Consider the following 20,696-nt stretch of genomic DNA (forward strand, 5'->3'; position numbering starts at 1 on the left):
AGGAGAAGCGCCGTGAGCACACCAGCCGTTCCTCAGATCGTTGTCGGGGTCGATGGATCCGAGCAATCGATCAAAGCACTGCGGTACGCCCAGAAGCTCGCCCCTACCTTCGACGCGACGATTTTCGCCGTCGCAGCGTGGGACTACCCCGCAGCCGACCCGGGATTCATGCCCCTGGGCAGCAGCGAATTCTCGGAAGCCGCGCGTGAACACCTGGACAAGGCTCTCGCCGCCGCCTACGGGGAGGACCGACCCGCTGGGCTCCAGAGCACGGTGGTGTTCAACCACCCGGCAAAAGCCCTCGTCAAGGCCTCGGAGAATGCCGTCTTGCTCATCGTCGGCCGGCGGGGCCATGGCACCTTCCGCGGACTTCTCCTTGGTTCCGTCAGCAGCGCCTGCGTATCCCACGCACACTGCCCCGTCCTCGTCATCCGCGAGGCCGCCGACCAGAAGGACGCCTGACCTTCAGGACTGCCCGGTCCTGGCCCGCCCGTCGGTCATCAAGGACCAGGAGTCCCTGGTACCGCTTCACGGCGAACTCGTGACTTTAGACCCATGTCCTCCAGCCGATCAACTGAGAGGATGGATGCTCATCGACGCAGGGAGGCCTCCGATGTTACTCACCCGCTCGCCCCAGGCTCTGGATATTTCCCTCCTGCAGCGTGGCACCGAGGGCACCGCGGCTCTGGGCCACAGCACCCCTGTCACCGTCGAGATCCGTGCGAGTCACCGGGTGCGGATGACTTCAGTGCAGTTCACGCTCGTGCACTCGTTGAGCCTCACCCGGACACATGGGAACCCGTACGGCGGCACCTTCCGCGCCGCCGAGCGTACCTCCCGTGACATCGGAAGCACCCAGCTCGAAACCGACACCACCTTGCGCGCAGGAGAATCCTGCTGCGAGGCGAGTCAGCTGATCGTGCCCGCCGACGCGATACCCACACTTCACGGGAAACTCATCACCTCTACCTGGTCCGTGCGTGTGAGGGTGTCCAGCGAGGGCAATGAGGATCTCGTACGTCACCACCCACTGACCGTTCACTCCGGTGGTACTGCCGGCGGTGCCGAGCCCGGGGTCGAGCACTTCGAGCCGTCCCTGCGGTTGGCGCAGCTCTCGACACACTCCCTGTATCCGGGAGGGGAAATCTCCGGCGTCGCAGAAGTGAGCGGAGCCAAGGCACGCGCCCTGACCCTCAGCATCGTCATGCAGGAAGAAGTGATGTCCTGGGCGGCGCAACGCCCGCAGCCGCACAGCTCCGCAGAAGAAGTCCTCGTTGAGGAAACGGTGCTGAGTGGCATACGCATACCCCTGACCGCATCCGGCGATTCAGCCATACCCTTCACCCTGGCCGTGCCTGCTGTTCCTGCCCCGACCGTGAAATCACCCCTCCTGGAGGTTCGCTGGCTTCTCCGGGCAGTACTCGACGTGCCGTTCCGGCGCGACCCCACGGTGCTCGTGCCCCTGGTGGCGAGCACAGTGCCGGACAGTCGGACAGCGGCAGACAGCCGGAAGGTCCGCACCTGAGAGTCCGGACCCGAATCGTGCAGCGGTCAGGCGATACCGGTGGTTCCCAGGAGAGTGCCCACCAGGAGAGTGAAGGCCATCGCCAGCGCTCCGCCCAGCACGAGGCGGGCCGTCGCTCGCCGTCGTGAACTACCACCCACGTGGGCGCTGATGGTTCCCGTGATGGCCAACGCGACGAGGACTGCCACGAAGGTGAGGGGAATACGTATGCTTGCCGGCAGCAGGAGAATCGCCAGCAAGGGCAGGACCGCTCCGGCCGCGAAGGACGCCGCCGAAGCGAACGCCGCGTGCCACGGGTTCACCACCTCGAGTTCATCGATGTTCAGCTCCGCCGACAGGTGAGCGGCAAGGGCATTGTGTCCTGTCAGTTCGACCGCGACCTGGCGGGCTGTGGCGGGAGCCAGGCCCTTCTGTTCGTACAGGCCGGCAAGCTCGACCAGTTCCCCCTCGGGGTCATCGAGCAACTCCTGGCGCTCCTTCTCGATCAGGGCCTCCTGGCTGTCCTTCTGGCTGCTGACCGACACGTACTCACCGAGCGCCATGGACACGGAACCACCGACGACGGCCGCCGTACCCGCGACCAGGATCGGCGACAGGGTGTTCGTCACCCCGGCGACACCCACCACCGTGGCGGCGGTCGAGACGATCCCATCGTTCGCGCCCAGCACGCCGGCACGCAGCCAGTTCGACCGGGCCATAACGCTACCGTTGTGCGGCTCACTGCCCTTACCCGAGTCATCCGTCATGGGAGCAGTAAAGCATCACCCCTTCCCGCCGGGCTATCGAGGTCCCCCGCACCGATCGTGGGTGCGTCTCCTCAGGACTGTGAGCGGAGGTCCCTCCGCCGGGCGGGATACGTCGCAGGACTGGTCAGGTCCGACGGGCCACCCGGACTTCCGGGCCCTTCGACCCTGACGGAGCGGCGCACCGGCAGGTGATGATGATGTTGGCGCATGATGCGCTCGCAGGGGTGCAGCAGCCCCTCCGTCGACGAAGCCGGAGGCAGGACATGGACCACGCCGAAGGCGGCACGCAGCCCGAGGAGATCACGGTGTTCCTCCTCGACGATCACGAACTCGTCCGGCGCGGACTGCGGGAGCTGCTCGAGGGAGAGGGCTTCGCCGTCGTTGGGGAATCGGGTTCCGCCGAAGAGGCTACCCGGAGGATCCCCGCCCTGTCCCCGGACGTGGCCATCCTGGACGCGAGACTGCCTGACGGCACAGGGATCGAGGTGTGCCGCGATGTGCGCTACATCGACCCCTTCCAGTCGTGCGTGATCCTGACCAGCTACGACGACGACCAGGCGTTGCGAGGTGCCGTCCTGGCGGGCGCGTCCGGTTACATCCTGAAGGAGATCCTGGGCTCTGACCTGGTCGACAAGATCCGCCGCGCGGCGTCGGGCGAATCCCTCTTCGAGGCCGGCATGAAGGAACGAATCGTCGCCGGACTTCGTGATGCCCCGGCCGAGGATCCACGACTGGCGGGGCTGACAAGCCAGGAGAAGAAGGTCCTGGCACTCATCGGTGCCGGGCTGACCAACAGGGAGATCGCCACCGAACTGTTCCTGGCCGAGAAGACGGTGAAGAACTATGTGTCGTCGCTGCTGTCGAAGCTGGGCTTCCAGCGCCGCACCCAGGCGGCGGTCTTCATCTCGAGGCCGGCGGGGTCTTCTCGTTAGCAGCCAGGGGGATCTCGAGTCGGACGTCGGTGCCGCCGCCGGGCGTGCTGGTGATGGACAGCGTACCGTCGCACAACTCGGCGCGGCGCTTCATATTGGCCAGTCCGCTGCTGCGGCTGGGAGTTTCGAATCCGCGGCCGTCGTCGGTGATCCTCAGTTCCAGGTGCTCGTCCCTCGCACGCAGCATCACGGTGATGGCATGCGCATCGGCGTGACGCAGCGCATTGGACAGCCCTTCGAGCAGCACGGCCCGCACATGATCGGCCCGCTCGTCATCCACGGCCGCATCCAGCGGGCCGGAGAGTTGGAGGACGGGGTCGAGGTCGTGGCCGTCGAAGGCCTCGGCGACGAGGGAGAAGACGGTGGAGGTGAAGGTCAGGGTGACCTGAGGGACCGAGCGCAGCGAGTAGATGGTGTCGCGCAGTTCCCGGATGGTCGAGTCCAGTTCCGTCGTCACGGCAGAGATACGATTCAGGGCCTCCGCATCCGCGGTGTACTTGCGCAGGCTCTGGATGCTGAGCCCGGCGGCGAAGAGCCGCTGGATGACCACGTCATGCAGATCCCGTGCGATTCGGTCGCGGTCGCCGAAGACGGCTTCCTGTTCCCGCTGACGATGCACCCGCAGCAGTTCAAGGGCCAGGGACACGTAGGAGGCGAAGGCGCGCATCATCTCGTGATCGCCCTCCGTGAAAGGGGATGCGCCGGGTGCGCGGCCGATGACGAGGAAACGCCTGTCGCCCTCGTCGGGCAGCCTGCAGCACAACGCCGTCCCGATCGTGCCTGCCGGGGCTCCGGGAAGCACCTCCGCGACCTCATCGGCGTTCAGCAGAACCGGCGACAGGGTGCCCGGCAGCCTGTCCACCGACCTGGTGTCGCGCGTCTGTCGTCCCAGGAGGGCCTCGACTTCGACGCCGTCCGCCGCTTCACAGATCAGTTCACGCTGGTTGCCGAAATCCCGCAGGACGGCGGCGAGAATACTGTGCGAGGCGTCGAGGGCATGAGTAGCGAGGATCTCCAGGTCGTTGCGTATCCCGTCATGCTCGCCGAGCAGTTCCTTCACCGCGTTCAGACCGCCCTCCAGCCACCGAGTCCGCCGGTTCGATTCGTCGAAGAGCCGCGAGTTCTCGATCGCGACGCCCGCCGCGGAGGCCAGCGAGACAACGAGCTGCTCGTCGGCATCCGAGAAGTCCACTCCCCCGTTCTTCTCCGTCAGGTAGAGGTTCCCGAAGATGCGTTCGTGGATGCGGATCGGAACGCCCAGGAACGACGTCATCTGAGGATGATTGGCCGGGAAACCGTAGGCGAGGGGATGCTCACGCAGGTCGGAGAGCCGCAGGGGCGTCGGCTCGGTGATCAGCAGTCCCAGCACCCCGTGCCCTGTCGGTAACGGGCCGATACGCCGGATCTCATCATCCTTGAGGCCGACGGTGATGAAGTGGCTGAGCCAATGATCCGGGCCGACGACCCCCAGGGCGCCGAAACGGGCATCGACGAGCTGGCACGCCGCGGCGATGACCCGTTCCAGGACGGTGTCGAGCCCCAGGTTGTCCGCGATGGCAGCGAAGGCGGCCAGAAGGTTCTCCACCCCCGCCAGCGCCACCGGCTGCGCAGTCGCCCCCGTCGGTGATTCCCCTGAATATGTGGTCATCGCGCCCCCCGTACTGTCACCGCGCTTGCCCGCCCCCACGGGAGTCACGCTTCGTCGGTCATGACGAGTCCTCGTCGTTGACGGAGACAGGGTCAGAGGGCCCTAGTCGGCGCGCCGGTCGCCTCGTACTGTCGACCTATGGAAGCCGAGACTACACCTACGAAAATCCTTGCAGCCCACGAATGCTGGAGATTACTCCGGGACGCTCCGTTCGGGCGCCTGGTCCTGTGCGTGCAGGGGAATCCGGAGATCTTTCCCATCAACTTCGTCGTCGATCACGGTTCGATCGTCTTTCGAACCTCCGAGGGGACGAAGTCCCGTTTCTCCGAGAGGGCTGCCGTCGCCTTCGAGGCCGACGGCCTCCTCGATGACACCCTCATGTGGAGTGTCGTCGTCAAGGGGCACGCGGCGACGATCAGCCAGACACCGGAGTTGCTGGCCACGGTGCAGTTGCCCTTGCACCCGTGGGAGATGGGCCGGAAGGACCGGTTCATGCGCCTGGTTCCGGAGACGATCGGCGGACGGGCGTTCACGCCTGTCGCGGGCGCCGTCGTCGCACCGGCACGCGGCTCCGGCTCCGAATCACCCGTCTGATGGCTCGTCGGGCTGACGTGGTCGGAGGACGGCGCATATCGTGCGGCTGATGAATCGTGGGCCAGCGCGGTCCAGGTGAAGGCGTGATGCCTATCCACTGACGGAAGCCCGCCGCTCCCTACTCGTCATCGAAGACTGGCAGGAAGGTAAGCGTCCCTGCAGGGGAAGGCGCGCCGTTGAGTACGACGTACTGGACCAGGGCCTCATCGATTCCTTGATACAGGAGGCCACCGGACCTGAACCCGAATCTGCCGTAGATCTCAGGGTCCCCGACGAGCGCACAGCCTTCAGCGCCCTGCTGCTGCAGGAGCTCGAGCCCTCGGCGCACGAGTCTGCGCCCGATCCCACTGCGCTGGTGCTCCGGACTGACCGAGATCGGCCCCAGGCCGAACCATTCCCCGGAGGACCCAGTAACGCCCACGGGAGAGAAAGCAACATGACCGATGATGGTGCCGGAGGAGTCCGCGACCAGGGACAGCGCCAGATTGCCGGAAGCGCGGAGCGAACGGACAATGGTCGCCTCCGTCCCGGAACTGAACGGCTTCCCCTTGAACGCTTCCTGCGTCAGTGCGTGGATAGCTTCGGCGTCTCCAGGCCGCTCGGGTCTGATGATCGCCATTCGAGTGGGCGGACGATGCGCGGTCGACATATCGGCCACGCTACAGCGGGTTCGACAGGACCGGCAGATGCGATTCGACGGTCTCCAGAAAGCGATCGCCCTCCCCATGGCCACCACCAGCCTCTAACGCCGCGCGTGACCCGGCGATCACGGCTGCTCGGCGTCGTACCAGCTGTCGCGTCAAGTCGCTACGCCCATCCTGCGCCGGTGACGTGGTCCGGATCCCTCGTCGTACGCCCTAATTGATGATTTCGCCCCGCTCGTCCGAAGCCAGCGCGGCCAGGCGGTCCTTCCAGCTCTGTAGTGCCTCGGGCGTCTGCCGCGTCCAGTCGGTGACTTCCCCGACAATCCGGAGCGGGGCACGGCTGCGATACGACCGGGTCGGATTCCCTGGAAATTTCTTATCGGTCACGTTCGGGTCGTCCTCGAACTCCCCGGTCGGTTCGACGACGTAGACGCGCGGTACCCTGTCACCGGCCGCAAGCTCAGCAGCGAGGCCGGCACCGTCGGGAAGCGCCGTGAAGTAGACGTGATTCATCACGACGTCGGGACGATAGTTCGACCGGAAGCCCGCGCGGAGGGAATCACCGATCCGGAGATCGGCTTTCGTGCCGTGATAGAACGGCCCCTCGTCGAATGCCTGGCCCACGGCGATATCTTAGAGGACGGCACGAGGCAGCAGCGCCGAGCCCCATCTGACGGAAGCCCCTCGTCACTCGACCGTCCTCCGGGATTCTCCCTGGTACCCGATCCACGACGACAAGGGTGCTTTGCAGGGTGAAGCTTGAGACTGGGCACGGGTGATGTTGAAACTGGGCTGCGCATACTGGGTATACGCCTGAAAGATGTTCCGCGGTCCGCTCGCGGGGCTCAGCCGGCCACACCGACGAGCCTCGTGCACGAACGTGGGATCTCCTTCATAGGTCAAGCAGCCGGGCTGTGGAGGGGAACTGAACATGGACGAGCAGGGATGACGTCGGTCCACCATCCTCATCAAACCGGTCAAGAAGCTGGCCGGTTCTTTTGTCGCGTCGAAGGATCCTCCACCAGTGACCACCACTGCTTCCTCGTCCCCGGAAACCCCGGCATCCTCAGCTCACACCTCTGGTGTCGAAGCCCATCCTGCAGAGACCGTCGAGTACTTCGTCAACTGTCCGACCGGCATCGTGGAACACTACTTCGAATCACCGGCCCTGCATTGGTCCGATGAGCTGTATCGAATCCACGGGTACGAGCGCGGCGAGATCGTGCCCACCCTCGACCTCGGTATCTCCCACTTCGAACCAGCTGATCGGAACGCGGCCCGGTCCCTGTGGGAGAACCTGCTGAGCAAGGGTGGTCCGCGTTCCGCGTACCTGTCCCAGACAGCGTAGCCAGCTGACGAACCGGAAGGTGATCGCCATCTCCCAGGACATCATCGATCGCATCCACCAGCTCAATCAGCAGGACCAGCCGCAATCCCGTGCTCGAGCCCTGCTCGACCTCTTCCCGGCACCCTAGAAGGGCCCGCGAGGATCGCGAGACATACAGCCGACCCCCAGCGGGTACACGAGGTCAAGCAGCTCCAGGCGCAGGTCGGCCCCTCGCTACCGCGGCCCGCGACCAGGTCTCATGCATCCGCTCGGCATGCGGACGGTGGTGTTTCCACTGCGGAGAGGACCGGCGAGACTACTGCCGGGGGCGTGTTGCTCGCCGCTCGAGTTCCTTCGCCAAAGCGGCATATGCGCCCGGGGCACCATAGGGCGGGAAGTCCCCCTCCAGGGCGCTGTAGAGCTGGTTGCACAACACTCTGAGCTTGCGCGTCGACACCACGGACAGGTCCCCGGGAACCAGCGGGTCGGAGGCCGCCCAGCCGGTCAGCAGATCGAAATCGGCGGCTGCGGCGGGGCCGGCAGTGGGGTCGGCTGTGGGAACCGTCGCGGGAAAGAGCGGGGTACCTGACATGGCGGATGTGCCCTTCACGAAAAGAGTCCTGCAGGCCCGCTACTGGACCGCCTCACAGACCATAGAGCAAAGCTCACCCACTGTAAAGCTAGAGGTTCTAGTTACCCCTGAGTTCGTGAGGAAGGACAGTCCGCGCGTGTGGCGGGACGGCGACTTCGACCCGACGAAGCGCATTGCCGGCCGTGCGAAGAGCACCGGAGGCGCCGTGCGCGTAGTGTGAGGATCAGCAGTTGAAAGTAAGGCTGCTGACCAAATGATTCTTCTTGATGGTGTCCGGTAGCGCTTGCATCGTTCGGCGGAGCACAATCCCCGGTGAGGGGCAGTGCCGCATGACCGACCCTGACATGCCAGACAATTCCTCGATCCACCCCGCCCCACCCGACAGGAATGCCGGTCGGGCCGATGCTGAGGTCGCCGGTGAACCAGACCAGGACCTGATGGGTGTGCCGTCCTATCTGCGGGCCTTCCTGGAAGTCACCAGCCCCATGAACGTGGCCACCGGGATCATCATGGGAACCCAGGACTGTTCCCAACACCAGGCACGCGCGCTACTGAAGAGCGCCGCTGATCGACGACGACGTCCGATCGGGGCGATTGCTGCCGGCATCATCGCCAGCATGGACACGTTCCGCTGTGAGGACCCGCCGGTCCCCTGATCGCGACCGCACAACCGCACGGGCAGTGGGCGACGTGGAGCGAGCGAAAGCCTAAAGTTGGTTGGCAGCAATCCTGTCGGATTGCCGATTAGTGCTACACGGAAGAGTTGGTGGAGGGATCAGCGTGCTGAATGAGTATGTGCAGCAGTGGAGCGCGATTCAGACGGTGCGAGCAGCAGGCCTACGCCTCGACGAGATCCTCACGGCGTACTTCGAGCTCACCTGCGAAGGGGACGCACTCGAGGTCCAGGGGTATCTGACCGGTTTGGTGATGCTCCCGGCGCCGCAGCGGGACCTGCTCGCCCAGGTCATCAATGAACTGCTGGACAGCACTGGTTCCATGGTTGATGGTGCGCACTACAGCGATCAGGACACGGCGTCGTCCTCCGGCTACAGCGATTACCTCCGTCAGCTGTCCCTCTCCCCTGACGGCTACGACTTTGCCGCCCCGCCTGTCGGGGATCACAGCATGACCGGCGCCGAAACTCCGCTGGAGGCCGCTACTGCCACAGGTGCCGGAGGCGAAGAGGTGGACAATGCCGGTCTGGATGAGACCGAGTTCCGGCGCCTTCACGCTCTGCACGAGTCGGGGTTGCTCGAGACCGGGTCGGAGGAACGCTTCGATCGGATCACCCGGCAGGCCCGGGACCACTTCGGTGTCAGCTCAGCCTCCATCGCTCTGATCACTCAGGACGCACAGGTCATCAAATCCGTCATCGGGCCCCTGGGTCAGGACCTCCCGCGCCACCTGTCCCTGTGCGCGACGACGATCAAACACGATCGCACCCTCGTCATCCCTGACGCCACCGCCGACCCCGAATGGCGTGATCACCCCCTCGTTGCCGGTGGGCCCGAGGTCCGCTTCTACGCCGGGCACCCCATCTGCACAGCCGCCGGTTGGCGTATCGGCACCCTCTGCTTGATGGACGACCGGCCGCGAACCTTCACCCAGGAGGATGTACAGGTCCTCCGGCGCCTCGCCGCCCAGGTGCAGGTCCAGATATGGATCTGAGCCGGAGGAACCCAGATCCGGATCGCGTAGCGCAACTGCAATCAGGCCTCATTCGTTCTCGGATGCCCTCCCGATCGCCTCGCGCAGCGAATCGGCTCCGCGTGCGGCGCTATCGAAGGTAGCCGCCCTTGACGCGGATAGAAATCTCGCAGCACGGGCCCGAAGAAGTGCTTGCATATGTCAGGGGGGACGCGCCGGTGGAGGTCCCTGCTCACCCGGGCAGTACGCTCGATGCCGACGATTCGGTGACCATCGATATACGCGCGATCGGCGTCAATCCTGTCGATACGTACCTTCGGGCCGGGAACTACGAGTTCCTGACACCCCCGCTACCCTTCACCCCGGGCTACGACGCGGCAGGAATCATCAGTGCGACCGGGGATTCGGTCTCGGGCTTCGTCGGCGGTGGCCGGGTGTGGGTCTCCACGATCCCCGCACGAGCGGCCGGCACGTACGCTCGGCAGATACGGTGCACCCCGAGCATCGTTCATGCCCTGCCGGACCACCTGTCGTTCGACGAGGGAGCGGCGGTGGGGGTCTCCTACACGACCGCGTACCGGGCGCTCGTCCAGCGGGGGCGGGCCGAGGCCGGCGAAACGGTCCTCGTTCACGGCGCCAGCGGTGGGGTCGGCACCGCCACAGTGCAACTCGCACACGCCCTGGGACTGACCGTCATCGGCACGGCGAGTACACCAGGGGGCCGGGAGCTGGCACTGCAGCTGGGTGCCGAGCACGCGCTGGATCACTCCGCACGGGACTATCTCACGGAAGCACGCGCCCTGACCGGCGGACGCGGGGTCGATCTGATCATCGAGATGGCGGCAGACAGGAACCTGTCACACGACACCGCGGTTCTCGCCCGGAACGGCAGGATCGTGATTGTCGGAAGCCGCGGGCCCGTGGAGGTGAGCCCTCGGGCACTGATGGTCAACGAGGCGGACGTACGCGGGACAGCACTGTGGAACATGACGCCGGCAGACCTCCACGGCGCGTACACCGCCATCGACGCGTTTCTTCGGCACGGAGTGATCCGGCCGGTCGTCGGAGAACAGTTCGCCCTCGAAGATGCCGCCGCAGCTCATCGAGCAATCGCGGGAGCACATCCTCCCGGCCGGATCATCCTTCATCCCTGACCAACCGCCTCGCGACGTGAGTTCTGGGAACTCCTCGAAGACCCCGATTCCGGCCACCGGAGGCCGGTGATCGCCGCCGTGGTGATGCTCACTGCGATGGCACCCCGCCCGACTGTCACCGGCGACGAATATCCTGTGGACGGATTCATCACCAGCAAGAAGACCGAGCCATGATCACCTACCCCGGCGAATACCACGACGCCACCTCCGACATCCCTATCCCGCAATCGCGGCAGACCATCGAGCTCATCGAGCAGGGCCGGCTGATGCCACCTCTGCCGATCCAGATCGAACTTCGCGCGAGACGGACTGTTCACGTCATTCAGCTGTCCGTCCTCAGGCCGGTCCTCGAAGCGGAGGCTGCCTAGAGCGGTTCCGTAGGTGCGGCGGGAGGGCACGGCAGACGCGAACAGTGGCGTCCGCGTTTCGGTGGGAGGGAAGGAGCCGGCGCATCGTCTCTCCATGGCACTCGCCGCCGCCGTGGCACTCGGGCAAACTGGCAGATCGCGCGGCCCTCGTGGTCGAGAAGCGCTCCGCCTGGTCGAGGGCACAAAAAAACCCCGGCGAACCGGGGTTTTCTTTGTGCGCGGAGGGGGACTTGAACCCCCACCCTCAATAAGAGGACTAGCACCTCAAGCTAGCGCGTCTGCCATTCCGCCACCCGCGCGGGTGGTTTTCTCCGGTTCAAACCGTCGAAAGCAACGAGAGAAACACTACCACGGGTTTGGCCGAGACGTTGAATCGGCCGACGCCCGCGGCCGGGAAGACGCCCGTCGTTCTTCAAGCGCACGGCGTCCTACACCTGGTGGGCGCCGCCTGCAATCACTCCTGCTTCCCTCCGGGCGGCATCCGCGTGCTTATGCTGGTCCCACCGGCCGTACAACGGCCGATGGACCAGCGCATGGAGTGGATGACGTGGACGAGACGGATCCCGACCGGGAGCAGTACGCCCTGACGTACAACGCGATGCAGCGAGCGAACATATCGCCGGGCGAGCTCTGGCTCCACTACTTCAGCATGGGCGGCGGAGTGGACGAGTACGAGGTCAACGCCTATCTCCACGGCCTGATCGACCTGCCCGAGCACGAACGCGACTGCGTCTCCCAGGCCGTCAACGAATTGTTCGACGACCTGTGCCGGCAGGAGGGCGCTCCCTACAGTTCGGGCCGCAACCGCCACACGAGGAGCTGAAGGGCTGGAGCTCCTCACCCCAGGGCTGCGAGGTCCGCGATCCGCGCGAGCGGTTGCAGCGCCGACAGCAGGGCCATCCCGATGACGAGCGCGAACATCCCGAGCCAGAGCGGAGACGGGACGCGAGTGGCGCGCTGGAGCAGGTAGGCGTCCGATGACCGGAGGTCCCGCCGTCGGGCGTGCACCCTCACGACCTTCGCCCAGTCGCGGCACGAGCCCACGAGCAGGGCGAGACCAAGGGCGAGGCAGGCGTAGCCGGCCCGCGCCCCTCCACCGAACCAGACGACCGCCAGGGCGGCTCCCGCGCAGCCGCCCAGGATGAGGACGCCCTGCAGGTTCCGGATGAGGACGAGAGCGGCCACCAGGATCAGCGCTCCCACGGACAGCGCTGCCGACGCCCATCCGTAGGCAGCACAGGAGACGAGGACAGCGCCGGCGACGGCGGGCACCGGGTACCCCCAGAACGTCGTGAAGGCGGTGCGCCAGCCGCGCGGCCCGATGCTGGTGGTTGTGCCCGAATGGTCGAGGCGGAGGGTGACCCCGGCGACTCGCTGCAGCGTCAGGAGAGCTGCGGCCGCGTGGCCGAGTTCATGGACGACCGTGACGAACAGGCCGAAGTACCGCCAGGTGCGGTGTGGCACCGACAGCGCGATCGCAACCAGCACGATGGCGATCAGTCCGGTAGTGCCGACGTCGGGCGGTGCAGCCCTGGCCAGGCCGTCGACGATGCGCTCCTCCATCCGAAGGAGGGCGTCGAGAACTCCCACTACTCCCCCGCTGCCCGTTCCCGGGGCGGGGCGAGACGATCGGCGATGGCGCCGATGGCAACCAGCACTTCACCGTACGACGTGGACAGGGGCGAGAGTCCCAGCCGGATCCCGTTCGGGTTCCGGTAGTCGGGGACGATCCCTTCCTGCCACAGCTCCGGCACCATCCCGGCAAAGGCCGGGTGATCGATGGTGATGTGGCTTCCTCGCTCCGAGGCGGCACGCGGCGAGGCGATGATCACCCCGTGGGGCGCCAGGAGCTCGTCGACCGCTTCGACGGCGAAGGCTGTCAGGAGCTCGGACTTCCTGCGCACCGCCGCCATGCCGACCTCGTCGATCAAGGTGATCATGTCGCGCATCGCCAGCATGCCGACGATGGGCGGCGTACCCGAGACCAGGCGGCGGATCCCGTCCGCCGGACGGTATGCCGACCCCATCGCGAAGGGGTCGGCGCTGCCGAGCCAGCCGAGGATCGGCTGGTCGAGCGTGGCCAGGTGCCGCTTCGCCACGTAGGCCCAGGCGGGGGCGCCCGGCCCGCCGTTCAGGTACTTGTAGCTGCAGCCCGCCGCGTAGTCGACGTCCCACGCGTCCAGTTCGGCCGGGACGGATCCGACGGAGTGGCTCAGGTCCCAGAGCACGAGGGCGCCGGCGTCGTGGGCGATCCGGGTGATGGCCGGGACGTCGGCGATGAAGCCGGAGCGGTAGGCGACGTGGCTGAGCAGGACGAGGGCCGTCCGGGGGCCGACGGCGGCGGCGACGTCGGCGGGTGTCGCGCCGCCGTCGGACGCGACCTCGATCCAGCGGAGCGTGAGCCCGCGCTCGCGTGCGATGCCCTGGACGAGGAAGCGGTCCGTGGGGAAGTTGTCACGGTCGACGACGATCTCCGTCCGCTCCGGGCGCTCCGCCACCGCGGCCCGGGCGAGCTTGTACAGCAGGACACTCGTCGAGTCCGCCACGATGCACTGTCCGGCGGCAGCACCCAGCGCCACCCGGCCCAGCTGGTCGCCGATCTGCTCCGGCAGGACCAGCCACCCCTCGTCCCAGCCCCTGATGAGGCGGCCGCCCCACTGGTCCGTGACGAACGAGGCGAGGATGTCCGCGGTCGTCGCCAGCGGGCGCCCGAGCGAGTTGCCGTCGAGGTAGGAGCGCACGGCGTCGCCGTCGGTGCCGAGGAAGAGGGTTCGGTGGTGTGCGAGCGGATCGGCGGCGTCGAGCTCAGCCGCGCGGTCCGTCAGGAAGGAGCCGGTCATGGCCCAAGTCTAGGGCGGCCGGTGGAGCCGGAATCCCGGGTACGGCGCGGTCCGTCAGGCACTGTGGAGTCGCGTCGCGCTAGTCCGTGCGCACCCATCCCGTGAAGTGCGGCCGCCGACGCTTCGCCGACCAACCGATCGCGTCGATCCGCCCTCCCGCGTCGCCGGGCGTCCGCGAGAACGACGTCGTGACGACTCCGGGCAGCGGCACGGGCGCGGCGAAGTCGATGCGCCACTTCAGGCCACCCGAGGGAGCGGCCACGGCCTGGTCCACCATTCGCGCGGCCAGGTACATGCCGTGGGCGATCGCCGTCGTCCTGCCGAACGCCTTCGCCGTCGGCCCGCTGAGGTGGATCGGGTTCCAGTCCCCCGACACGGCGGCGTAGCGGCGGCCGATACCCCGATCGAGGGCCCACACGCCGGTGGGGGCAGGCGCTGCGAAGGGCGGGCGGTCCTCGCGCCGCTGCTCCGGAGCCGCGTCAGCCAGTCGGACTCCGCGGGCAAGGTAGACGGAGCGGCCCGTCCAGACGCATTCGTCCCCTGCTGCGACCTCCGTGACGACGTCCAGCTGGGTGCCGGCGGCATGGGGGCGCAGGTTCTCGGCGTAGGCCACGACGCCGAGCGGCTCGAAAGCGCTGACCTGCCGGTCCTGGTGCACTTCGTTGCTGAGGTGCACCATGCCCAGCAGGGGCAGGGGGAAGTCGGAGCGTGCGAGGACGCTCATGGCCACCGGGAAGGCGAGGGTGTGGAGGTAGGCCGACGGAAGCTGGTCCCGGCCCGCCGACCCGATCAGCCGCTGGAACCGGGTGAGCGCCGCGAGATCGGTCCGGACACCGTCGACGCGGTGCCGGACGGCAGGGAGCACGGGCGGCGCGGCGGCGCGCCCCAGCGAGCGCTGCGCGGCCAGCGTGACGGCACGCCGGTAGAGGGCGGGAAGCCCCGGCAGCGCGGGCAGGACCGTGTCACCCGGCATCCCGCTCACGCGCCTACCAGGTTCTGCCCGCAGACGCGGACCACCTGCCCGTTGATGCCGGCTGCCGCGTCGGAGGCCAGGAAGGCGATGGTCTCGGCGACGTCCACGGGAAGGCCGCCCTGCTGCAGGCTGCTCAGCCGGCGGGCGACCTGCCGCCGGAGCGGCGGGATCTTCGCGGTCATGTCCGTCTCGATGAATCCCGGCGCCACCGCATTGATGGTGCGGCCACTTCCGTCGACGGCGGCACCCTGTGCACGGACCATGCCGATCACTCCGGCCTTCGACGCCGCGTAGTTGCTCTGCCCGCGGTTGCCGGCGATGCCACTCGTCGAGGCGAGGCTGATGATGCGCCCGGTCGCGGAGAAGACGGGTGAGGCGAGGATCTGCTCGTTCATCCGCAACTGGGAAGCGATGTTCACCGCGATCACGGAATCCCACCGTGCCGCGTCCATGTTGGCCAGCAGCTTGTCCCGGGTGATGCCGGCGTTGTGCACGACGATGTCCAGGTCCCCGTAGCGCTGCCCCACATGCTCCAGGATGCGGGCCGCGGCCCCGGGGTCGGTGATGTCGACCTGCAGGGCGGTGCCGCCGACCCGGTTGGCGACCTGGGCGAGCTGCTCCCCTGCAGCCGGTACGTCGACGGCGACCACGCGGGCGCCGTCGCGGGCGAGGACCTCGGCGATCTTCGCGCCGATACCGCGCGCCGCACCGGTGACCACGGCCGTCCTGCCTGCCAGCGGCCGGTCGGGGACACCTTCGCCCTCCGCCGTGGTGGCTGCAGCGAGCTCGTGAGCACTCTCCGCCGGGGCGGTCGCCACGTCGAGGAACTGCCCGTCCACGTAGGCGCTCCTCCCGGACAGGAAGAATCGGAGTGCCCCGAGGGTGGTCGGGTCCGTGGTCGTTGCGGCGCCGCGCAGGATGATGCCGTTGGCGGTGGCTCCGCCGCGCAGTTCGTGGGCCACGGATCGCAGGGCGCCGTCGACGCCCTGCCGTGCCGCGGCCTCGGCGGGGTCGGCCGTCTCGGCCGGGGACCGGAAGATGCCGACCACGCGCCCACCGGGGACCAGGAGCTTCACCGCCTGCCCGAGTTCGAGCATCGGGGCGGCGAGGTCCTCCGGTGACGCGGCCTCATCGAGGACCACGACGGCGGCACTGAGCTTCTCGCCCGGCAGGACGTGGCGGCGCACCTCGATGTCCCAGCCGAGCAGCTGGCCGGCGAGCGCATCCGCGCCGGCGCCCGACCCGGTGACGAGCACCGGCAGCGGAGCCAGGGACTCACCCGGGGTGTAGCGCCTGAGGACCGAGGGCCGCGGCAACCCGAGGGCCTTGGCGATCCTGCCGGGCAGCGGCGTGTTGACGAGGTCCAGGTAGGTGTCCGCCATCAGTTCCTCGCCTCGAGGATCGCGACGACACCCTGCCCGCCTGCGGCGCAGATGGAGATGAGTCCTCGTCCGCCCTTCTCGGACAGCGTCTTGGCGAGCGACGCCACGATCCTCCCGCCGGTGGCGGCGAAGGGGTGCCCGGCCGCGAGCGAGGAGCCGTTGACGTTGAGCTTCGAGCGGTCGATGCTGCCGAGCGCTCCGTCGAGCCGGAGGACGCGCTTGCAGTAGTCCGGGTCCTCCCAGGCGGCCAGGGCACTGAGCACGGTCGCCGCGAAGGCCTCGTGGATCTCGAAGAAGTCGAAGTCCTCGAAGGTGAGCCCGTTGCGCTCCAGCAGGCGGGGCACGGCGTGGACGCCTCCCATGAGCAGTCCCTCCTCACCGTGGACGAAGTCGACCGCCGCCGCTTCGGCGTCGACGATGTTCGCGAGCATCGGCAGGTTGTTGGCCAGAGCGTAGTCCTCGCTGCCGAGCAGGACGAGGGCCGCACCGTCGGTCAGGGGCGTCGAGTTGCCGGCAGTCATCGTCGCCGGGGTATCGAGTCCCTTGCCGAAGACGGGCTTGAGGCCGGCGAGCTTCTCCAGGGAGGTGTCGGCGCGGAGATTCGCATCCCGGGTCAGGCCGCGGTAGGGCGTCATGAGGTCGGTGAAGAAGCCGCGCTCGTAGGCCGCCGCGAGGTTCTGATGGCTGCGGTAGGCGAGCTCGTCCTGAGCCTCCCGTGTGATGCCCCAGGCAGCCGTGGTGAGGGCCTGGTGCTCACCCATGGACAGGCCGGTGCGCGGTTCGCTCGTGGTGGGCGCGTTCGGTGAGAGGTCCTTCGGGCGGAGAGCACTGAGCGCCTTGAGCTTCTGCTGCGTCGTCCGGGCGCGGGAGAGATCGAGCAGCACCCGTCGCAGTCCTTCGCTCACCACGATCGGAGCATCCGAGGCGGAATCGACCCCGCCGGCGATGCCGGACTCGATCTGGCCGAGCTTGATCTTGTTGGACAGACCCACCACGGTCTCCAGGCCGGTGGCGCAGGCCTGCTGGAGGTCGTAGGCGGGGGTCTCGGGCGAGAGGGCGGAGCCGAGGACCGCTTCGCGGGTGAGGTTGAAGTCGCGGGAGTGCTTGAGGACCGCGCCGGCGGCCACTTCGCCGATGCGCTCGCCCTGCAGGCCGAAGCGGGCCACCAGGCCGTCCAGCGCGGCGATGAGCATGTCCTTGTTGGACGAGTAGGCGTAGGCGCCGCCGGAGCGGGCGAACGGGATGCGGTTGCCGCCGATGACGACTGCCGTGCGGGGTGACGGGGCGGTGTTCTGCGCGCCGGCCTGATCTGCCATGGGAGTGCTCCTGGTACGAAGGGTGATTACCGATACCTAGCGTACCTGATACGCTGGGTATCATGAAGTTTGCGCCGACCCTGCTGGGCACCTCCAAGGAGAGTCCCTCCGCCGTTCCGGAGGGGGCACCCGAGGCCTTCACCAATCACACGGCGAACAGCACGCGGACGGTGACGGACGGCCGCTCCAGCCGCTGGGAGGAGCACCGCGCCGAGAGGCGGCGGCAGCTCATCAAGACGGCGAGGCGGGCGATCAGCACCCTCGGACCCGGGGCGTCCATGGAGGACATCGCCGCCGCCGCCGACACGTCCAAGTCGGTCTACTACCGCTACTTCGGTGACAAGACCGGACTGCAGCGGGCGATGGCCGAGGTGGTCATCGCCCAGATGCAGCAGAAGGTGCTCGACGCCGCGAAGGCCGCGCCGACGCCGCGGGAAGGCCTGTACTCGATGGTGCTGGCGTACCTCCAGATGGCCCGGACTTCCCCCAACGTCTACGCCTTCGTCACCCGGGTGGGGATCGCCGAGTCCACGGCTGCCGACGACGGCGCCCAGGACACCCTCGCCCACTTCCTCGCGGCGGTCACCGAGATGCTCTCGCGGCCGATGCGCGCCGTGCTGCGCCCCGACCGGTCCGTTGGACCCGATGACGCCGTCCCCCAGTACTGGCCGGCAGCGGCGATCGGGATGGTCCGGGCGGCCGGCGAGCACTGGCTCTGCTCGCCCGACGGGCCGGACAAGCCCACCGTGGAGCAGATGGCGCGCCACATCACCGGCTGGCTCTTCGACGGCATCAGCCGGTACGAAGCCCTCGTGCCCCCGGCTCCCCGACGTTCCCCGTCGTCCCCTGAAACCCTCCGATCCGCGAAGGACACGCCATGACCCAGACCATCTCAGGCCCCCAGCAGATTCCCGCCACGGTCGACATGAGGGACGACGAACAGGCCACCGTGGACACGGCGGAGCTCGGCGAACTGCTCCTCGGCAGGTGGGCGCACGTGCGGCGGGTTGCGCGGGAACTCGCCGGCCGCCCCGAGCTGCACAAGATCGAGGGCCTCACCCATCACGACCACCGGCGGCGGTGCCTCGACCAGCTCCACTACCTGGTCGAGCAGAAGGCGGTCCACCGCGCGTTCCCGGCAGCCTTCGGCGGTGACGGCGACCACGGCGGCAACGTCGCAGGGTTCGAGGAACTCGTCGTCGCCGACCCCTCGCTCCAGATCAAGGCGGGCGTGCAGTGGGGGCTCTTCGGCTCGGCCGTCATGCACCTCGGCACCGAGAAGCACCACGAGGCCTGGCTGCCCGGCATCATGAGCATGGAGATCCCGGGCTGCTTCGCGATGACCGAGACGGGCCATGGCAGCGACGTCGCGAGCATCGCGACCACGGCCACCTTCGACCCGGCGACCGACGAGTTCGTGATCGACACGCCCTTCCGGGCTGCCTGGAAGGACTACATCGGCAACGGGGCCATCGACGGTCGCGCCGCCGTCGTCTTCGCACAGCTCATCACCAACGGCGTCAACCACGGCGTGCACGGCCTCTACGTGGAACTGCGCAACGAGGACGGCACCTTCAAGCCCGGAGTGGGCGGCGAGGACGACGGGATCAAGGGCGGCCTTAACGGCATCGACAACGGCCGGCTGCACTTCACGGACGTCCGGGTGCCGCGCACCAATCTGCTGAACCGCTACGGCGACGTCGCAGCGGACGGCTCCTACTCCTCGCCCATCGCGTCCCCGGGCCGCCGCTTCTTCACCATGCTCGGCACCCTCGTGCAGGGCCGCGTCTCGCTCGACGGCGCCGCCGTCGCCGCGAGCAAGATCGCGCTGACCGCGGCCATCACCTACTCCACCCAGCGCCGCCAGTTCAACGCGTCATCGGACCTCAGGGAAGAGGTGCTGATGGACTACCAGCGGCACCAGCGCCGGCTCCTGCCGCGCCTCGCGGCGACCTACGCGGCGGCCTTCGCCCACGAGGAACTCCTCGAGAAGCTCGACGACGTGTTCTCCGGCGACCACGACACCGACGAGGACCGCCAGGACCTCGAGACGCTGGCCGCCGCCTTCAAGCCGCTCAGCACCTGGCTGGCGCTCGACACGCTGCAGGAGTGCCGCGAGGCGACGGGCGGCCAGGGCTTCCTCATCGAGAACCGGTTCGCGTCACTGCGCGCGGACCTGGACGTCTACGTCACGTTCGAGGGCGACAACAACGTCCTGCTGCAGCTCGTGGCCAAGCGCCTGCTGACCGACTACGCGAAGGAGTTCAAGGGCGTCGACTTCGGCGTCCTGGCCCGGTACGCGGTGTCCCAGGCAGCAGGCAGGACCCTCCACCGCTCGGGCCTCCGCCGCGTCGCGCAGACCGTCGCGGATTCCGGGTCCGGGAAGAAGTCGGCCATCGCACTGCGGGACGAGGACACGCAGCACGAACTCCTGACGGACCGGGTGCAGTCCCGCGTGGCGGAACTCGCCGCCGAACTGCGCGGCGCGAAGGGCAGATCGCAGGAGGAGTCGGCGGCCCTGTTCAACGAGCACCAGAACGAGCTCATCGAGGTGGCCCACGCCCACGCCGAGCTGCTGCAGTGGGAGGCGTTCACGCGGGGCCTCCAGCAGATCAAGGACCCGGGCACGCGGGAGATCCTCACGCGCCTGCGCGACCTGTTCGGCCTGTGCCTGATCGAGAAGGACCTGGCCTGGTTCCTCATGAACGGACGGCTGTCCTCCCAGCGCGCGCGGACACTCGACGGCTACATCAACCGCCTGCTGGCGAAGATCCGTCCGCATGCCCTCGACCTCGTCGAAGCCTTCGGATACGGGCCGGAGCACGTGCGCTCCGCCATCGCCGGCGGCGCAGAGCAGCAGCGCCAGGAGGAAGCCGCCGAGTACGCTCGCCGCCGCCGCGCGAGCGGGGACGCCCCGATCGACGAGAAGACACTCCTGGCCCGTGAAGCCAGGGAGAAGAAGGTCCGCAAGGCCGGACGGGCACGCGCGAGGCGCTGACGCCGGGACG

At 67.8% G+C, this 20,696-nt stretch carries 22 protein-coding genes and 1 tRNA gene; 12 read left to right on the forward strand and 11 right to left on the reverse strand.

The window, feature by feature from the left end:
* The first annotated feature begins 12 nt into the window (after positions 1 to 12).
* Both ACX80I_RS07115 and ACX80I_RS07120 read left to right on the forward strand, forming a co-directional pair.
* Positions 13 to 462 (forward strand): universal stress protein, encoded by a 450-nt coding sequence (locus ACX80I_RS07115; RefSeq protein WP_459344429.1) that lies wholly within the window; start codon positions 13 to 15, stop codon positions 460 to 462.
* 151 nt (positions 463 to 613) lie between these two features.
* Positions 614 to 1,525, forward strand: a complete 912-nt coding sequence (locus ACX80I_RS07120; RefSeq protein WP_459344430.1) for a vacuolar protein sorting-associated family 26 protein — start codon at positions 614 to 616, stop codon at positions 1,523 to 1,525.
* Between the two features lie 26 nt (positions 1,526 to 1,551).
* Here ACX80I_RS07120 and ACX80I_RS07125 read toward each other — a convergent pair whose 3' ends face one another.
* Positions 1,552 to 2,223: a VIT1/CCC1 transporter family protein gene (locus tag ACX80I_RS07125; protein WP_459344431.1), complete on the reverse strand. Its 672-nt coding sequence runs from the start codon at positions 2,221 to 2,223 to the stop codon at positions 1,552 to 1,554.
* Positions 2,224 to 2,534: 311 nt separating this feature from the next.
* On the opposite strand from ACX80I_RS07125, the gene ACX80I_RS07130 reads away from it, so the two are divergent.
* Positions 2,535 to 3,203: a response regulator gene (locus ACX80I_RS07130; RefSeq protein ID WP_459344432.1), complete on the forward strand. Its 669-nt coding sequence runs from the start codon at positions 2,535 to 2,537 to the stop codon at positions 3,201 to 3,203.
* Here the strand turns inward: ACX80I_RS07130 and ACX80I_RS07135 are convergent.
* On the reverse strand, positions 3,172 to 4,851 hold the full coding sequence (locus ACX80I_RS07135) for a GAF domain-containing sensor histidine kinase (protein WP_459344433.1): 1,680 nt from the start codon (positions 4,849 to 4,851) through the stop codon (positions 3,172 to 3,174). The two genes, ACX80I_RS07130 and ACX80I_RS07135, sit on opposite strands and share 32 nt — an antisense overlap.
* Positions 4,852 to 4,989: 138 nt before the next feature.
* On the opposite strand from ACX80I_RS07135, the gene ACX80I_RS07140 reads away from it, so the two are divergent.
* On the forward strand, positions 4,990 to 5,445 hold the full coding sequence (locus ACX80I_RS07140) for a pyridoxamine 5'-phosphate oxidase family protein (protein WP_459344434.1): 456 nt from the start codon (positions 4,990 to 4,992) through the stop codon (positions 5,443 to 5,445).
* Between the two features lie 118 nt (positions 5,446 to 5,563).
* On the opposite strand, the gene ACX80I_RS07145 is transcribed toward ACX80I_RS07140, so the two are convergent.
* Together ACX80I_RS07145 and arr are read right to left on the reverse strand one after the other, a co-directional pair.
* Entirely contained in the window at positions 5,564 to 6,064 is a 501-nt protein-coding gene (locus ACX80I_RS07145; RefSeq protein ID WP_459344435.1) for a GNAT family N-acetyltransferase, read from the reverse strand.
* A 238-nt stretch (positions 6,065 to 6,302) separates the two neighbouring features.
* Positions 6,303 to 6,713 carry an NAD(+)--rifampin ADP-ribosyltransferase gene (gene arr / locus ACX80I_RS07150; protein WP_459344436.1) on the reverse strand — a complete coding sequence of 137 codons (411 nt, stop codon included), beginning with the start codon at positions 6,711 to 6,713 and terminating at the stop codon, positions 6,303 to 6,305.
* 400 nt (positions 6,714 to 7,113) lie between these two features.
* Between arr and ACX80I_RS07155 the strand changes: the two genes are divergently transcribed.
* A complete protein-coding gene (locus ACX80I_RS07155; protein WP_459344437.1) occupies positions 7,114 to 7,437 on the forward strand; it encodes a PAS domain-containing protein in 324 nt (107 codons plus the stop codon).
* 295 nt (positions 7,438 to 7,732) lie between these two features.
* Here ACX80I_RS07155 and ACX80I_RS07160 read toward each other — a convergent pair whose 3' ends face one another.
* Positions 7,733 to 8,008 (reverse strand): hypothetical protein, encoded by a 276-nt coding sequence (locus ACX80I_RS07160; protein ID WP_459344438.1) that lies wholly within the window; start codon positions 8,006 to 8,008, stop codon positions 7,733 to 7,735.
* A gap of 329 nt (positions 8,009 to 8,337) precedes the next feature.
* On the opposite strand from ACX80I_RS07160, the gene ACX80I_RS07165 reads away from it, so the two are divergent.
* From ACX80I_RS07165 to ACX80I_RS07180, 4 genes are all read left to right on the forward strand, one after another.
* Positions 8,338 to 8,664 carry an ANTAR domain-containing protein gene (locus tag ACX80I_RS07165; protein ID WP_459344439.1) on the forward strand — a complete coding sequence of 109 codons (327 nt, stop codon included), beginning with the start codon at positions 8,338 to 8,340 and terminating at the stop codon, positions 8,662 to 8,664.
* Between the two features lie 124 nt (positions 8,665 to 8,788).
* Positions 8,789 to 9,676, forward strand: coding sequence for a GAF domain-containing protein (locus tag ACX80I_RS07170; RefSeq protein ID WP_459344440.1), 888 nt, complete (start codon positions 8,789 to 8,791; stop codon positions 9,674 to 9,676).
* Positions 9,677 to 9,873: 197 nt separating this feature from the next.
* Entirely contained in the window at positions 9,874 to 10,809 is a 936-nt protein-coding gene (locus ACX80I_RS07175; protein WP_459344441.1) for an NADPH:quinone reductase, read from the forward strand.
* Positions 10,810 to 10,979: 170 nt separating this feature from the next.
* Positions 10,980 to 11,177 (forward strand): hypothetical protein, encoded by a 198-nt coding sequence (locus ACX80I_RS07180; RefSeq protein WP_459344442.1) that lies wholly within the window; start codon positions 10,980 to 10,982, stop codon positions 11,175 to 11,177.
* A gap of 215 nt (positions 11,178 to 11,392) precedes the next feature.
* Here ACX80I_RS07180 and ACX80I_RS07185 read toward each other — a convergent pair.
* A tRNA-Leu gene (locus ACX80I_RS07185) sits at positions 11,393 to 11,476 on the reverse strand.
* A 248-nt stretch (positions 11,477 to 11,724) separates the two neighbouring features.
* On the opposite strand from ACX80I_RS07185, the gene ACX80I_RS07190 reads away from it, so the two are divergent.
* Positions 11,725 to 12,000, forward strand: coding sequence for a hypothetical protein (locus ACX80I_RS07190; RefSeq protein ID WP_459344443.1), 276 nt, complete (start codon positions 11,725 to 11,727; stop codon positions 11,998 to 12,000).
* Between the two features lie 14 nt (positions 12,001 to 12,014).
* Here the strand turns inward: ACX80I_RS07190 and ACX80I_RS07195 are convergent, their stop codons facing one another.
* The 5 genes from ACX80I_RS07195 to ACX80I_RS07215 all read right to left on the reverse strand — a co-directional run bounded on the left by ACX80I_RS07195 (position 12,015) and on the right by ACX80I_RS07215 (position 17,688).
* Entirely contained in the window at positions 12,015 to 12,767 is a 753-nt protein-coding gene (locus tag ACX80I_RS07195) for a M50 family metallopeptidase (RefSeq protein WP_459344444.1), read from the reverse strand.
* Complete coding sequence (locus ACX80I_RS07200) at positions 12,767 to 14,017, reverse strand: kynureninase (RefSeq protein ID WP_459344445.1); 1,251 nt, start codon at positions 14,015 to 14,017, stop codon at positions 12,767 to 12,769. Before ACX80I_RS07200 ends, ACX80I_RS07195 begins: the two co-directional genes overlap by 1 nt.
* A gap of 79 nt (positions 14,018 to 14,096) precedes the next feature.
* Positions 14,097 to 14,990 carry a MaoC/PaaZ C-terminal domain-containing protein gene (locus ACX80I_RS07205; protein WP_459344446.1) on the reverse strand — a complete coding sequence of 298 codons (894 nt, stop codon included), beginning with the start codon at positions 14,988 to 14,990 and terminating at the stop codon, positions 14,097 to 14,099.
* 5 nt (positions 14,991 to 14,995) lie between these two features.
* The gene (locus ACX80I_RS07210) at positions 14,996 to 16,372 is read right to left on the reverse strand and encodes a 3-oxoacyl-ACP reductase (protein WP_459344447.1); all 1,377 of its coding nucleotides are present in this window, start codon (positions 16,370 to 16,372) and stop codon (positions 14,996 to 14,998) included.
* Positions 16,372 to 17,688, reverse strand: coding sequence for an acetyl-CoA C-acetyltransferase (locus ACX80I_RS07215; protein WP_459344448.1), 1,317 nt, complete (start codon positions 17,686 to 17,688; stop codon positions 16,372 to 16,374). Before ACX80I_RS07215 ends, ACX80I_RS07210 begins: the two co-directional genes overlap by 1 nt.
* Positions 17,689 to 17,750: 62 nt before the next feature.
* Between ACX80I_RS07215 and ACX80I_RS07220 the strand changes: the two genes are divergently transcribed.
* Together ACX80I_RS07220 and ACX80I_RS07225 are read left to right on the forward strand one after the other, a co-directional pair.
* On the forward strand, positions 17,751 to 18,569 hold the full coding sequence (locus tag ACX80I_RS07220; protein WP_459344449.1) for a TetR/AcrR family transcriptional regulator: 819 nt from the start codon (positions 17,751 to 17,753) through the stop codon (positions 18,567 to 18,569).
* Positions 18,566 to 20,686 carry an acyl-CoA dehydrogenase family protein gene (locus ACX80I_RS07225; protein ID WP_459344450.1) on the forward strand — a complete coding sequence of 707 codons (2,121 nt, stop codon included), beginning with the start codon at positions 18,566 to 18,568 and terminating at the stop codon, positions 20,684 to 20,686. Before ACX80I_RS07220 ends, ACX80I_RS07225 begins: the two co-directional genes overlap by 4 nt.
* Positions 20,687 to 20,696 lie beyond the last annotated feature (10 nt).

Source organism: Arthrobacter rhamnosi (assembly GCF_054510855.1).

What these genes read in the sequence shown, in the direction of transcription:
- ACX80I_RS07120 (WP_459344430.1), top strand. Translation starts at nt 614, where the DNA reads ATGTTACTCACCCGCTCGCCCCAGGCTCTGGATATTTCCCTCCTGCAG.
- ACX80I_RS07125 (WP_459344431.1), bottom strand. Translation starts at nt 2,223, where the DNA reads ATGGCCCGGTCGAACTGGCTGCGTGCCGGCGTGCTGGGCGCGAACGAT.
- ACX80I_RS07130 (WP_459344432.1), top strand. Translation starts at nt 2,535, where the DNA reads ATGGACCACGCCGAAGGCGGCACGCAGCCCGAGGAGATCACGGTGTTC.
- ACX80I_RS07135 (WP_459344433.1), bottom strand. Translation starts at nt 4,851, where the DNA reads ATGACCACATATTCAGGGGAATCACCGACGGGGGCGACTGCGCAGCCG.
- ACX80I_RS07140 (WP_459344434.1), top strand. Translation starts at nt 4,990, where the DNA reads ATGGAAGCCGAGACTACACCTACGAAAATCCTTGCAGCCCACGAATGC.
- ACX80I_RS07145 (WP_459344435.1), bottom strand. Translation starts at nt 6,064, where the DNA reads ATGGCGATCATCAGACCCGAGCGGCCTGGAGACGCCGAAGCTATCCAC.
- ACX80I_RS07160 (WP_459344438.1), bottom strand. Translation starts at nt 8,008, where the DNA reads ATGTCAGGTACCCCGCTCTTTCCCGCGACGGTTCCCACAGCCGACCCC.
- ACX80I_RS07165 (WP_459344439.1), top strand. Translation starts at nt 8,338, where the DNA reads ATGACCGACCCTGACATGCCAGACAATTCCTCGATCCACCCCGCCCCA.
- ACX80I_RS07180 (WP_459344442.1), top strand. Translation starts at nt 10,980, where the DNA reads ATGATCACCTACCCCGGCGAATACCACGACGCCACCTCCGACATCCCT.
- ACX80I_RS07200 (WP_459344445.1), bottom strand. Translation starts at nt 14,017, where the DNA reads ATGACCGGCTCCTTCCTGACGGACCGCGCGGCTGAGCTCGACGCCGCC.
- ACX80I_RS07205 (WP_459344446.1), bottom strand. Translation starts at nt 14,990, where the DNA reads ATGCCGGGTGACACGGTCCTGCCCGCGCTGCCGGGGCTTCCCGCCCTC.
- ACX80I_RS07210 (WP_459344447.1), bottom strand. Translation starts at nt 16,372, where the DNA reads ATGGCGGACACCTACCTGGACCTCGTCAACACGCCGCTGCCCGGCAGG.
- ACX80I_RS07215 (WP_459344448.1), bottom strand. Translation starts at nt 17,688, where the DNA reads ATGGCAGATCAGGCCGGCGCGCAGAACACCGCCCCGTCACCCCGCACG.
- ACX80I_RS07220 (WP_459344449.1), top strand. Translation starts at nt 17,751, where the DNA reads ATGAAGTTTGCGCCGACCCTGCTGGGCACCTCCAAGGAGAGTCCCTCC.
- ACX80I_RS07225 (WP_459344450.1), top strand. Translation starts at nt 18,566, where the DNA reads ATGACCCAGACCATCTCAGGCCCCCAGCAGATTCCCGCCACGGTCGAC.